This is a genomic window from Microcoleus harperi Pol14_C6 (assembly GCF_036701295.1).
Classification (GTDB): Bacteria; Cyanobacteriota; Cyanobacteriia; order Cyanobacteriales; family Microcoleaceae; genus Microcoleus.
The window spans coordinates 130233-143805 of sequence record NZ_JAUBQN010000007.1 but is presented as its reverse complement, the minus strand read 5'-3'; the positions used below and the strand labels follow the sequence as shown (position 1 = coordinate 143805).

The 13573-nt window shown below is 44.9% G+C and carries 11 protein-coding genes; 3 read left to right on the top strand and 8 right to left on the bottom strand.

Annotated features, from left to right (window positions below):
- Positions 1 to 5 precede the first annotated feature (5 nt).
- The 8 genes from QUA27_RS08000 to QUA27_RS07965 form a co-directional block, all read right to left on the bottom strand.
- Positions 6 to 3617, bottom strand: a complete 3612-nt coding sequence (locus QUA27_RS08000; RefSeq protein WP_333067352.1) for a WD40 repeat domain-containing protein — start codon at positions 3615 to 3617, stop codon at positions 6 to 8.
- A 305-nt stretch (positions 3618 to 3922) separates the two neighbouring features.
- Positions 3923 to 4999, bottom strand: a complete 1077-nt coding sequence (locus tag QUA27_RS07995) for a DUF3474 domain-containing protein (RefSeq protein WP_333067351.1) — start codon at positions 4997 to 4999, stop codon at positions 3923 to 3925.
- A gap of 719 nt (positions 5000 to 5718) precedes the next feature.
- Positions 5719 to 7185, bottom strand: coding sequence for an amidophosphoribosyltransferase (purF, locus tag QUA27_RS07990; RefSeq protein WP_333067349.1), 1467 nt, complete (start codon positions 7183 to 7185; stop codon positions 5719 to 5721).
- A 428-nt stretch (positions 7186 to 7613) separates the two neighbouring features.
- Positions 7614 to 8693, bottom strand: coding sequence for a coiled-coil domain-containing protein (locus QUA27_RS07985; protein ID WP_333067348.1), 1080 nt, complete (start codon positions 8691 to 8693; stop codon positions 7614 to 7616).
- 74 nt (positions 8694 to 8767) lie between these two features.
- Entirely contained in the window at positions 8768 to 9745 is a 978-nt protein-coding gene (locus QUA27_RS07980) for a coiled-coil domain-containing protein (protein ID WP_333067347.1), read from the bottom strand.
- A gap of 56 nt (positions 9746 to 9801) precedes the next feature.
- A complete protein-coding gene (locus tag QUA27_RS07975) occupies positions 9802 to 10170 on the bottom strand; it encodes a hypothetical protein (protein ID WP_333067346.1) in 369 nt (122 codons plus the stop codon).
- 61 nt (positions 10171 to 10231) lie between these two features.
- Positions 10232 to 10936 carry a hypothetical protein gene (locus tag QUA27_RS07970; protein ID WP_333067345.1) on the bottom strand — a complete coding sequence of 235 codons (705 nt, stop codon included), beginning with the start codon at positions 10934 to 10936 and terminating at the stop codon, positions 10232 to 10234.
- Between the two features lie 127 nt (positions 10937 to 11063).
- Positions 11064 to 11330, bottom strand: coding sequence for a hypothetical protein (locus tag QUA27_RS07965; RefSeq protein WP_190662273.1), 267 nt, complete (start codon positions 11328 to 11330; stop codon positions 11064 to 11066).
- Positions 11331 to 11584: 254 nt separating this feature from the next.
- Between QUA27_RS07965 and QUA27_RS07960 the strand changes: the two genes are divergently transcribed.
- The 3 genes from QUA27_RS07960 (at position 11585) to QUA27_RS07950 (ending at position 13564) form a co-directional block, all read left to right on the top strand.
- On the top strand, positions 11585 to 11908 hold the full coding sequence (locus tag QUA27_RS07960) for a helix-turn-helix domain-containing protein (RefSeq protein ID WP_172189318.1): 324 nt from the start codon (positions 11585 to 11587) through the stop codon (positions 11906 to 11908).
- A gap of 15 nt (positions 11909 to 11923) precedes the next feature.
- Positions 11924 to 12613, top strand: a complete 690-nt coding sequence (locus tag QUA27_RS07955) for an ImmA/IrrE family metallo-endopeptidase (protein WP_333067344.1) — start codon at positions 11924 to 11926, stop codon at positions 12611 to 12613.
- A gap of 108 nt (positions 12614 to 12721) precedes the next feature.
- Complete coding sequence (locus QUA27_RS07950; protein WP_333067343.1) at positions 12722 to 13564, top strand: ATP-grasp domain-containing protein; 843 nt, start codon at positions 12722 to 12724, stop codon at positions 13562 to 13564.
- Positions 13565 to 13573: the final 9 nt, after the last annotated feature.

The window sequence follows — 13573 nt, the reverse complement described above, 5'->3', positions numbered from 1 at the left end:
TATGACTAATGACTATGCCCAATCTCCACTGCTCCGAGCGCCTTAAGTGTTGATATTTGAGCATCGGTTAGACCCGTGACACCTGCAATATTCATGCCTTCGTAAAGCCTAGGCGATCGCAGATTTCCGACAGATTCTCCCGTCTCCATCTCCCACAGATTAATAGTTCCATCAGCGCTGCCACTGGCTAGGGTTTTACCATCGGGAGAAATTGCGATCGCCCAAACTTCAGATGTATAGTTCTGGATGGTTTTAACACATTCTCCAGAACGCACATCCCACAACTTGATTGTTTTATCGTGACTGCCGCTGACCAAAATGCGACCATCTAAACTAAACCGCAGACACCAAATTAAAGCTGCGTGACCTGGCAAGGTTTTCAGACATTTTCCCGACTCAACTTCCCACAGTTTTATCGTTTTATCGTCACCGCTACTTGCCAAAATCTTTCCATCTGGGCTAAAAGCAACCGAAAACAGCAAACTGGTATGACCTGAAAGGGTTTTGAAACATTCCCCAGAACGCACATCCCACAATCTCACCAGTCGATCGTCGCTGCCACTGGCTAAAATTGTGCCATCTGGACTGAAAGCAATTGACCAAGCACGACAATTATCTGACAGAATTTGGCAGCATTCACCAGTCTGAACGTTCCATAATCGGAGAGTATGAGCATTATCGCTACTTGCCAATGTGCGACCGTCTGGACTGAAGCGAATGGCAAACACGACATTCGGAATGCTTGTACTCCCCTGCACGATCCGCAGCAATTGACCTGTAGCGACATCCCACAAGCAGATAATGCCACGATTACTGCTGCTAGCAAGGGTTTGACCATCTGGACTGAAGGCAACGCACCAAACCCAATTTGTATGTCCTTGCAGTGTTTTGCTACACTCACCAGATTGGACATCCCATAATTTGAGTGTTGTGTCATCGCTACCGCTGGCTAAGAACTGCCCATTTGGACTAAAGGCAAGCGATTTAATCCCAGCGCTGTAGCCATGCAGCGTCCTGAATGATTCTCCTGTTTCCCGATTCCAGAGGGTGACGGTGCAATCTAAGCTACCACTTGCCAGAGTATGACCTTGGGGGTGAAATGCGATCGACCAGATCCAACCGCAGTGTTTCTGCATAATTTTGAAACACTGGCCTGTCCCAACATCCCAGAGTCGAACCGTGCAATCATAACTGGCACTAGCGATCGCACAACCATCGGGACTAAATGCCACTCCTGCAACAGGATCGGTATGTCCCCGCAGAATCTTTAAACATTGTCCTGTAGAAATCTCCCACAAGCGAACAGTACCATCCCAACTGCCGCTGACCAAAGTTTGATTATCTGGACTAAAAGCAATCGACCGAATGATGTGTGTATGCCCTTGCAATGTGTTAATAATTTCCCCTGTTTCAAGCAGCCACAATTTTATAGTTTGGTCGTAACTACAAGTCGCCAAAAGTTGACCGTCGGGACTAAAAATCACCGACGTTACAAAATTGGTATGTCCCTGAAGCGTCTTTAAACATTCACCCGTTGCCACATCCCACAACTTAATTGTGCAGTCCCAACTACCACTAGCTAAGGTTCGACCGTCGGGACTAAATACAACAGAATCCGCCCATCCGGTATGCTCTGTTAATGTTTGAATACACTCACCCGTAGCCAAATCCCATAACTTGACGGTATGGTCAAAAGAGGCACTTGCTAAAGTTTGATTGTTGGGACTGAAAGCAACACGAGCAATCCAACTGGTGTGTCCTTCACAGGTGAGAAAATCTCGATAATCTTGGGTTCGGCAAACTCGAATCTTACCATCCGCATTGCCGACTGCCAACAATTTTCCATCAAAGCTAAAGGCAACAGACATAGCCCCATTTGAATTACTGGTAAAGACTGATTTAGACAGATCGGAATTGGCAAAGTTAACTCGATGCAAGTTCGTACCAATCAGATAAGCTTGCCAGATACTCAAGTACGAGAAATCATAGCCACTTAACTCTATTTTCAGTTGGCGCAACAGATTAATCATATTTCCCCCAGCATACCCAACTGAGTTAGGGAATTGCGAACGCAGCCGAAACAAAACCTCATTAAGTTGATATTCAACCTCTTTATTAGAGCGGTATTCGCCCATTAGTCGCTCAGCCAGGGGTGCTAAAATCAAGCGAATTTGGCTTTCCCGGATGTAATCTTTAGCCTCGGCTTTAATCAGGGCATGGGTAACGAATAAATCTAGATTTTGCGACTGAATTTCCCGCTTAAATCTCTCGATTAACTGTTCGGTAATATACTCCATCACCACAGGTTGTAAGGTGAATTTTCCGGCATTATTTTCAATCAGCGATCGCCCTCTCAGGGATAACAAAGCATCCAGCAGTTTAGATTGTGAAGGGATGGAAACAAAATCCGCCCGCAACTCGGCAAGCGTTATCCATTCTCGCTCGATCGCCAGCCAATACACGATCTGCTTTTCCAAGTCTGACAAACGATTAAATTGCCCATCTAGCAGAATATTTATATCTCCGAAAGCGAGGGCTCCATGCTCCAGAAAGTTGGTAATATTGCCATCAAATAAATCTCGCACGGTTGTCGAGACAATTTTGAGCGCCAGGGGATTACCGCAATAATGTTGAGTTAAATTTATCCAATCGGTTTCTGTTTCGGAAAAACAGCCATTGGCTTGAAAAATTTCTTGCACTTCCAGGGAACCTAACCCGATTAAGGGTAAGGTTCGCACAGGTGAGGTTTCGCCTTCCAACGGCATCAAAGTTGTGGGTTTTTCCCGACTTGTTAAAACAAGACAACTGGAATGGTATTCGCTGCCAATTCGTCTGAGAAGTTCCCCATATCCCTCGTAACCTTCTTGATATTGTTCTATTCGACCAGGGAATGTTGCGTCATCGTTACTGCCTATAATTGTCTCAATATTATCGAGGATCAAAAGACAGTGCGAAGAACGTAAATATCCCATCAGTTGAGAGATTTGATCCGCCAACGATGTCGGGATTGCCGTTTCTTGTTGCTCGGAAATAATTTGAATCAAATTTAACAATACATCCTCAATTGGTGGCGCATTGCGTAAGGATTGCCAAATCAGGAAGTCAAAGTTGTTTTGAAGTGCGATCGCTACTTTTGCAGCCAATGAGGTTTTGCCAATTCCCCCCATTCCTACTAAGGCAACCAAACGGCAGGAGTCGCTAACAATCCATTGCTGCAGTCTTGCTAATTCCTGATTTCGACCGTAGAATGTCGAGACATCAACGATTTCTCCCCAGTGGCGGTGTGTAGAAAATTCTTGTTGTTGAATTTGCTGTTGCAGCGGCGGTATTTTTTGTATCTGTGTGCTGGATGATTCTACGGATACCTGACGCGATCGCCGCCCTATAACTGCTTGAAGATTGCTTTTAGTAACCTTTTCTCCAAGTGCATTAGTGAGTAGTTGCCATAACTTGTAACCCACATCTTTGATATAACTAGCGTCATAGCCAGCGCTATCAGCAATATCTAAATAAGATAGCCCTTCCCAAGATTTACGAAATACGAGCTCTTGGATGTTGCTGAGGGAAGTTGGCGCGATCGCTGTATCTAAAATTCTCAGTGCTTCTTCCACAGTCATCGCCTTACAGCACCTCTAAATTAGTCTTGTGATATCTTGCATTTATTCTAGCTGAAACGGGTTCTTTGGCCCATCCCACCAGGCGAGATGACAACCCCGCCGGAAACCCAGACAGGGCTGACGGGGTGACAACAAGAGTCAAAAGCTCCACCCGTGGCGGATTTACCAAACTCGCAGCTCAAAAAAGATGGCGTCGAAATTGTTGGTGAATATCGTTCTTGCAATCTGCTGTAAATACAAGAAACCCGGTTTTGCAAGAAAACCGGGTTTTTGATTCGAAAGAGTTTTAAGTTAACTTGCGCGCCTCAATTCGATCGCCGACTGTTAGGTGATTCGTAGTAAACTCCAGAACCGATATCGGAGACAAAATGACAATCCCAGTAAGAGCGAATAAAACTCTTCCAAATTGGCTCGGTTGACTTGCGATAATAATCGCCCAACACTGGTTTAATTGCTTCCGTTGCTTCCTTCAAATGATAGTGCGGCATTGTCGAGAAAATGTGGTGCGCTACGTGGGTGCCGATATCGTGATGGATGGAATTGATGATTCCGTAGTCGCGATCGATCGTAGACAATGCACCTTTCAAGAAATACCAATCATTACCGCGATACCAAGGAATATCGGCTTCTGTGTGGTGGAGGAATGTTACCAAATCCAGCCACATCACGAACACTACATAGGGAACCAAGTAGAACTTAAGTAAAAACAGCCAACCAAACTGATAGGTTAGCGCGCCTAAAAAGCCTACCATCAGTACCAAGGATGCGGAACTCGTCAACACATCCCATTTTTCGGAGGGACGGAAAAGCGGGCTACCGGGCATGAAGTGAGAACCAGTTCGATCGGGCGATCGGCGAAATAGATAAATTGGATAGGCAAATAACATCAAATAAAAGCGTCCCAGCTTTTCGTACCAAGGCATTTGATTGTATTTGCTCTCCGATACCGGATACCAGCTTTCATCGTTATCTAAGCTGCCTGTATTTGCGTGGTGGGTTCTGTGACTAATCCGCCAACCGTGGAAGGGCACCAGAATTGGAGCGTGGGAGAGGTGTCCGATCAGGTTGTTGAGCCATTTGCTCTTAGAAAATGAACCGTGTCCGCAGTCGTGGCCCACTACAAACAATGCCCAAAACATGGTTCCCTGCATCAACCAAAAGATTGGGTAAAAGAGCCAGGAATCGACGGTGTAGGCGATCGCATACAAACCTGCGATGATGCCAATATCTAAAAAGAAATAAGCCAGAGATTTCCATGCCGAGGGCTCAAAACAGTGGGCTGGAATGGCTGCCTTGATATCTTGAAGAGTAAAAGGTAACTCTGTTGTACGAGACGATGAGCCTTGATTGCTCGCTGGATTGAGAACAGTATTTGATTGCACGAAGTTTCCGATTTAAGCTGACTTGAGAAACCGCATTCCGCCTTCTTGTAACAGTCAATAGATTTTAGATTTTAGATTTTAGATTTTAGATTCACTCCACAGATTAATTTGGGAACTTAACTAAGATCTAAATTTTTTGGCTCTACCCGACATGAGTCGGGGGCTTGTATCTCTGTGCAGGTGAGGTAACATTCAACCTGCAAGGAGCCATATTTTTAATCTGCAAGGGTTTCTAAAGTTCTTTAGTTCGCATGAATAGCCCGTCCGCGATTCTCAAGCAAGTTGGCTTGTGGAATAGTTGTATGGGAAAAATTAGTGCGATCGACCCTGTTATCTGAAAAAATCTCATGTGCCCGTTGTTGGTGCGAAATGCGACTTCCATCTGAGAGTGGACATCTGGAGGAACTACCTCCAGTCTGCAGGTAGCATACAGCGTTTCGAGCAAAAATTGTGAACGAGTGTGTAGGGAAAAGCCCATCGATTTTAGATTGGCGATTTTAGATTTAAGGACCAATCTCCAATTTCCAATCAGAGTTTTGGGTTTCACGCAAGTTCTACCCAACCGACTGTTCACTACAGTTCACAAATTCTGCAAGAATTGCTAAAACTAAGTTAATGTAACATTTCTACACACATTCTGGCAATGACTTACCAGAAAAACTGGAAAATCCATAAATTGCCGAAAGTTACGGGCGATCGCTTTCTCTATTTTTGATTTTCTAGGTTCCAGCTTTTTCTAATATGAGCTTAGACCGTTTTACCATTTCTGGAACGTCGATCGGATAATCACCGGTGAAACACGCCGAACAAAAACTCATCGGGTCTTCGTTAGTCGCCCTCAGCATTCCATCCCAACTCAAGAAAGCCAAAGAATCAACCCCAATTTGGGCACCGATTTCTGCAACTGACTTAGTAGCAGCAATCAACTGATCTTGATTGTCGGTGTCTATCCCGTAGAAACAAGGATGAGTCACTGGCGGTGAGGAAATTCTCATGTGAACGGCGGTTGCACCCGCATCCCGCAATGCTTTGACGATTTTGCGGCTGGTTGTGCCGCGCACGATCGAATCATCGATAATGATTACCCGCTTTCCTTCCAACACATCTTTAAGAGGGTTGAGTTTCATGCGGATTCCTGACTCCCGCATTGTCTGAGTCGGTTGAATAAAAGTGCGCCCGACGTAGCGATTTTTAATCAATCCTTCGGCGTAAGGAATGCCGGAAGTTTGAGAGAAACCGATCGCCGCCGGGATTCCAGAATCGGGAACGCCGATCACTATATCCGCATCAGCCGGAGATTCTGCTGCTAACAAACGCCCGATCCGCAGGCGGTAGCTGTACAAACTTTCACCTTCCATCTGGCTATCGGGTCGAGCAAAATAGATCATTTCAAAGATGCAAAGTTTGCGCTTTTGTTGCTGACTCCAGTGGAAGGAAGCCATACCTTCCTCTGTAATCCAAACTAATTCTCCCGGTTCTACGTCCCGCAAAAATTCAGCACCGATAATATCCAAACCACAAGTTTCCGATGCTAAAACGTACCGTACCGGAGTTGTGGGGAGGATGCCAATTACCAACGGTCGGACGCCGTGCGGGTCGCGGACTCCCATCACGCCTTTGGGGGTGGCGATCGTCAAACTAAAGGCTCCTTGGCACATAGCAAAGGCGCTGATCGCTGCTTCGAGCCAGTCTTTACCCTTGTCTACCTCGGAACCGATCGCCACTGCGATCGCCTCTGAATCCGTCGTGCTGACAAATTCGCACTTCCGAGAAAGCAACTCTTCCCGCAATTCTTTGGTATTGACAAGATTACCGTTATGTGCTAGTGCCAGACTTCCCAAACGAGTTTTGACAACCACAGGCTGAGCGTTGACCACGCGCGACGAGCCCGTAGTAGAGTAGCGAGTGTGGCCTACAGCTAAGTTACCAGGCAAGTGACCTAAACTCGATTCGTTGAAGACTTGGGAAACCAGTCCCATATCTTTGTGCAGGTGGACTTTTTCACCGTCAAAGGTAGCAATTCCTGCTGATTCCTGACCCCGGTGCTGCAGGGCATACAAACCGAAGTAGGTCAACTTGGCGACATCTTCACCCGGTGCGTAGATACCGAAAACGCCACAAGCTTCCTCGGGCTTGTCGGGTTTGCTAGAATGCTCGTCAGCCGCGAAGGAATGGTTGGGAATCATAGATGGGTGGGTTCCTAATGGGGAAGGTGGGTTAAGGGGACAGTTTCAGCGGGAAATCTTGTTTGCGAAAGCGTCGCATAACTTAACATTCCCTTAATCTTGCCACGGATCTGTCATTATTTCCAACTCGTGTAGCATTTCAGACAGAAGCGATGCAGCGTTTAATGGCATTGTAGTATCGATCGCCCTCAAATCCTATATTAACCTTGATTAACGACGGGCGAGGGATTCGGCCATTGAAAGAGACCCTTGGCGAATTCGCCAAGGGTGTTACCCCTCACATATGGAATAAAGCATTGGGTTTCGCTCTGACTACTTAATAGCTATATGGTTAATTAAGTCTTTAGTCCAGAGCCATTATTTTTAGGGGTGAGGGGTAAAACCATTTTTAAATTCGCCAACAGCCTCTTTCAACCGCCGCGTCTGATCTACTTATTTTTCTGTTGAGTCTTCGCTTGTTCGATCGCAATTTCCCTCACTGCTTGGAAAGAGCTCAAATTCGATGATCCCTCAATCGCCTTCACCGCCAAATCTTGAACCTGTTTCAAAGCAGAATCCAATTGTTTCGACAAGCTAGCAATGCGCTCATCTTGATTTTGAATTGTCTGCAACATCCCTTGAATTTGCAGTTCATAATTTTGCTTTTGCCCTTCAACATCTTTAGCCAACAAATCAGCCTTAACTTTAGCTTGGTAATTACCAATATTGCGACCGTTATCTTTCCCGTTCTTGATATTAGCTTCCAGTTCTTTCGGGAAAGCTTCTACCTTCGCCTTCACTTCAGCATAAAGTTTTTCCTGTTCCGAAATTGAATTTTCGCGTTCCGCCCACTGTTTCTCCTGTTCTTGCCGAAACTCTTCGATTTCTTGATACAGCCTTTTCTGGCGCTGTTTGTATTCTTCGATGTCCAGATTTCGCTGAAGATTCAAATCATAATCATACAACTCTTCATCCCGATCGCGATTTTTTTGCTCATTCTCCTTACGTTCTTTAACTGCCAACTTTTGCAATTCCTGCTCTTTGTCCCAACCTTGTCGGCGTTCCAACAATTCCTGTTCAACAGTTTCGCGCTGTTCGCTGAGTTCTGCACTAAATGTTTTGGCGCTTTCTTCGTATTGTTGGATTAAATTGTCCAGCGTATCTTCTGCAACATCTTCTAAACTGTGCAACTCTTGCAGTTGTTGAATTTCCTCGCCCACAGTGCGCCGCAATTCTTCGACTTTAGCAGCTTCCGAAGTTAATTTCTCAGACAACTCGCTGACTGCGCCGCCAAAGCCAAATTGCAGCAAAATCAAATTATCAATTGTGGACTGCATTTTGGGTGGATTTTGAGTTAAAGCCATTGGTTTTGGTGCCTCCACAATAGGTTTTTCGGGGACTGCTGTTTGCTTTTGGGAAGCGTTTAGCTGTTGGATTTGCAATTCTAACTGCGCTTTTTCTTGCGCTGCTTCCTTGTACGCTTCTAAAATTTCAGCCTTGGTACTTTTGTCGGTAAGTTTTTTGTTCATGACTTTTCATTCCTTAATAGTTGGGAATTTATCTCATTCTTTCGTAAGGTACACATTACAAACCTTACTGGGTTTTAAGATTTGCTGGCAAAAGCTTTCATTGCCAAATCTTGCGCTTGCTTCATCGTGGCTTGCAGTTGCGCGGAAATTTCGGCGATTTGTTCGGTTTGGCGTCCAATTGTCTGCTGTAGAGATATGACTTTCAATTCATATCCCTGCTTGCTTCCTTCCCATTCTTTATCCACTAAATCTGCCTTAACTTTAGCTTCGCGGGAAACTTCTTGAATTGCTTCTTCTTTGGCTTTGACATAAGCCTGTTTGAGTTCTTCTTCAAATCCGGCGGCTTTTGTTTGATTCTCTTCAAACTCCGCTTGATTGTCGCTGAGGACTTTTTCCCGTTCCACCCAATTTTTTTCTTTTTCGCGGGTGGATTCTTGCAAATGCCGTTCTAGTTTACGCTTCGTTTCTTCGTATTCGTCGGTTTCGATTTTGCGGGTGCGTTCTAATTCATATTGGTAATCGGCTGTTTCTTCCTGACGCTTTTTAGTTATGAGTGCAGTTTCTTCTTGAACTGCTGCATCAAATTCTTGCTGTTCTTTTTCCCAAATTTTGCGTTTTTGGGTGGTGTCTTTTTCGATAAGTTCGCGTTGGTTAGCAGCGTTTTGTTCCAGCAGGGTCAATTTTTCTCGGTGCTCTTGAGTTAAAATGTGGAGGGCATCTGCTACAACTCTGATTTGCTGCAACTCTTGCAATTGTGCCGCTTCAATTTCGATCGCGCGTTTTAATTCGTCTAATTTGGAAGATTCCGCCTTCAGTTTTTCGGAAAGTCCGCTGATGGTGCTGCCGAAATCTAATTGTAAGTCTGCTAAGCCTTTGACGATGCTGTCAATTGTGTAGGTGGAGGCGACTTCGAGGAGTTGTTTGTTTTTGGCTTTTTCGGCTGACTGTTCTTTGGTTTCGACTTTAGATTCGATCTTTTTTTTGTCGGCTAAAATCTGCTGAAAGTTTTGCAAAATTTGGGCTTTGCTATCCTTGGCAGTGGCTATTGTCATAATGTTTGCTTCTCCTGATTATAACTTTTTGACACTTTTAAGTGAGACTTTCTCAGTTATTCTAAGTTGCGGAGTTGGCTGAGAATGGAACGGTACTTTCTAACTGCGTCGGGTTTTTCTTCGGGATTGGCAATACCTAGAATTTTGAGAATTTTCCAGCAGCGATCGCACCGATTTCCTTGCCTGCAGCCGCACTCATCAATTATACTTAAGAGTGTGCCTTTTAGCAATTGATTTTCGGCTAACAAAGCTCGGTAATTCCGCTGGACAGATTCGGCAACTAAAGTCATGTGTTGGAAGTCTTCGGTGAGACTTTCGATGTCATTAACTGCGTCTGCCCGAATTTGGTCTAGCAGCTCAAGATTCTCTTTCAAACGGCTTTCTTGGAGGTTTGGTTGGGTTTTTAGATTCGTTAATTTCTTCATTTCACTATGCGTTGTAACAGTTATGGTAAAGGCGCGATTTAATCGCGCCTTTACAACAAAATTAGAACAAGTCAGCAGTAGATTTGTCTTCCGCTGGCGGTAGCGACATACTACCGTTGGAATTCAAAGCAATAGCATCGCTTTCACCGCTAGCGTGAGCGGCCATCAAGCAGGCAACTTGCTGCGCCGGCAGGTTATCTAAACACACCATAGCCCTTGTTCCTTCTAAGTCAATCATCCGCGATTGATTGCTAGAATCTGACAAAACTGCTGCGGCTTGGTCGATTACTCCCCAGTCTTTACGCTCCATCCAAGACCATTTCAAGCTGTAGTAGTTAATCGGTTTTACTACTCCGCTGTCGTCTGGTTTCTGGCCGGAATGCTTGACAAATTCGGGAACAAAAATTCCGGTTGCTGGCTCTACGCCGCGAGATTGAACTGATGCTACCAAACGGTTAAAATCGTTCAAACTGCGGTTTTTGATGTATGTCACCATGACAACTCCTTGCGGCAGTTCGCCACTTTCTGCGACGAACCAGAGTTGACCCCACAGTGTGTGGGAAGTTTGGCCGAGGGAACCAAAGAATTTGGAGAATTTGAGGATTGTCATGGAGCACTTGGAACCGTAGTCGCTGTCGCCGATCGCCCATTGGCCACTTTGGCAATTGTTACGCACTGCGATCGGAATTTCGGGTACTAGCAAAGCATTACTCGGTTTGGCACCAAATACTGAAAATGTAGGTCTTTCTTGTGTTTTAGTAGTCATTGTTCGTTTTTCCTTAGTTATTGATTTATGTTCTGACAATTAGGAATCGGTAATTGGGAATTGGAACTCACAAAAATGGAGTTATTTTTCTTCCCTCTTCCCTCTTCCCTCTTCCTTCTTCCTTCCATTACCTAATGAGATGTGTTGTCGCTTTTGGTTCGGGATAGGTATACTCAAGCACCGCCTCTTGTTGAGCTTTGATAATCCGCAGCGCAGCGAGCAAATGCTCTAACGTTTCTAGGTGCGCTGGGGTGAAGTGGATGCTGAAGCCTTCGCCATCCCGCGCGTAGCCGGGACAAACCAGTGAGGCTGAGCTTTGTTCTTCGTGGGTGGCGATGTATAGCCAGTCATCGTCTTCGAGCTTGTAATGCGTGTCTGTCCAGGTTCTCAGCATTTGCTATCTGCTCCTCCTTATTTGCTGCGTACAAGCGTTTTGACGCCCAGCGCTTCTCACTCCTCTAAAGTTGATGACGCTATATGTAGCGTGTGAGCCAGGCTAATTTGCACCCTTAACCCTACCAGTCAGGCTTATGGAGTTGATTAAACCGTCAACTAACCTCATGGTAGCGCGGGTTGATTTTCCCGTCAAGTATTTTGTTGAACTTTTCATCAAAACAGGCTAGAATGCTTGTCAGGAGGCGAAAAACCGTGGAACAAACATTTGGAAGACTGATCCGTCAAGCTCGCAAGGACAAAGCTTACTCACAACGTGAGCTAGCTGCTATGCTAAGTGTGGATTTTACTTATTTGTCGAAGTTGGAGAACGATCGAGCGGATTATGCGCCAAAAGAGGACGTAATCCGAGCATTAGCGCGGAATCTAGACATAAACGAAGAGGAATTGATTTTCCTGGCGGGGAGACTGCCGCAGCAGTACGAAGCGCTGCTGAAGCAGAATCCGAAGGAAATGCAGGCTCTTTTCCGCCGGATGCAAGAAAATCCAGATTGGCTCAAACAGTCTTTTGAAGCGTAAGAGAGGCCCCTCATAGTGAGTATTTTTAAGCCGTATTGCTTCTATCCCAAAGAAACGATCGAGCGTTTGGCAAATGACATCTTGATGCAGATGCAGAAAACGCAAAATTTTGCTCCGAGATGGCCTTTTGATGCGACAACGGTTGCTGATTTTCTGGATTTAGGCGTAGTTTGGGAGTGCATTGAGCCGGATGAAGAAGGTGCGATCGCGGCGAGGATTTTGCCGCAGCAGCGGTTAATCGAAATCAACGAACAGATTCTCGAAAAACCGCCGGGTTTCATCGAATCGACGATCGCCCACGAAATCGGCCACTGGGTGCTACACGTCAATCAAGACGAAGCAGACGGCACTGTGGAACAGTTGGAATTAAACTTGGGCAATCAAGAAAAAACCGCCCAGGATGTCGAGGAACCGTTTGTTTGTCGGGGTGCGAGTGCGGATAATAAGGTTTTGTCGATCGAATGGCAAGCGCAATATTTTGCAAGCTGTCTGTTGATGCCTCGGTGTATTTTGGAGGAAAAAAGACAGGGACGCGATTTAACAAAGTGGTCGCATTTATACAAAATGAGAGATGAGTTGGGAGTGAGCATTTCCAATTTGACAAACCGCTTGCAAGAATTCGATTGGATTTACATTCCCAAGGGAACGCGCGAGATTTATGCCGGGAAAGATGCCGCAAACGGGCAGCAGCGGTTGTTCGGGTAAAAGTGCGATCCTCTTCGAGGGCTGCGCTAACGAATTTGAGATTTGAGATTGGGAAGCGATTCTCTAATCTCAAATCTTTAAAATTACTTTCTAATTAAGTTACATTTTATGCTAACCAATATTGAAATCCTGCTGGCAGCTTGTGAGGAATTAAAGATCCCTTACGAAATCCTGCATCCTTCCCAAAACTTGATTAGAATCAAACAGGGCGGCGAAGAATATTATTTTGTCAATTACATGACGCCATTTAACAGCGCGTCAGTAGCAGAGATTTTTAAAGATAAAGAATATACCTATCAACTATTAAACGGCAAAATAAATACTCCCAGAACTCTCGGTTTTGTCTCGCCTCACTGCGAGGAGAAGTATAAAAAGTATTTGGGTTTCCCCGATATTGAATCAATAGTTTTAGAAGTAAACAAAAAATTCGCTTTTCCGGTGATTCTCAAAAGAAATCGCGGTGCTGGTGGCAACAATGTTTTTTTGTGTAAAACTCGAGAGCAAATTAAAGAAGCGCTAGAAATTATATTTAACGTCAACAGCAAAGATTATGACTATGTGGCGCTAGCTCAAGAATATATCGAAATTGCCCACGAATATCGGGCTGTATTCTGCAAAGAAAAGCTAGTTTTGCTGTACGAGAAAGACAAATCTCAGGCTAAATTTGCGGGCAATTTAAGCCCGCTGCACTGGGAAGGTGCAAAAGCCCAACATATAATTAACCCCTATCTCATGTCTGAGATTGAAGATTTTGTTAAACCTGTTTTTGCAGAAATTGCGATTAATTATGCGGGGCTTGACATAGCACTAGATAAAAACGGAGCATATTGGTTAATTGAAATTAACTCAAGTCCCAATTACGATATATTTGTGAGAGATAACGATCGCCAAATTGTGGTAACAATGTTTAAAGGCATCTTGGATACCTTGGTTGTTAACAAAAAGCCGTAAATGCTCGAT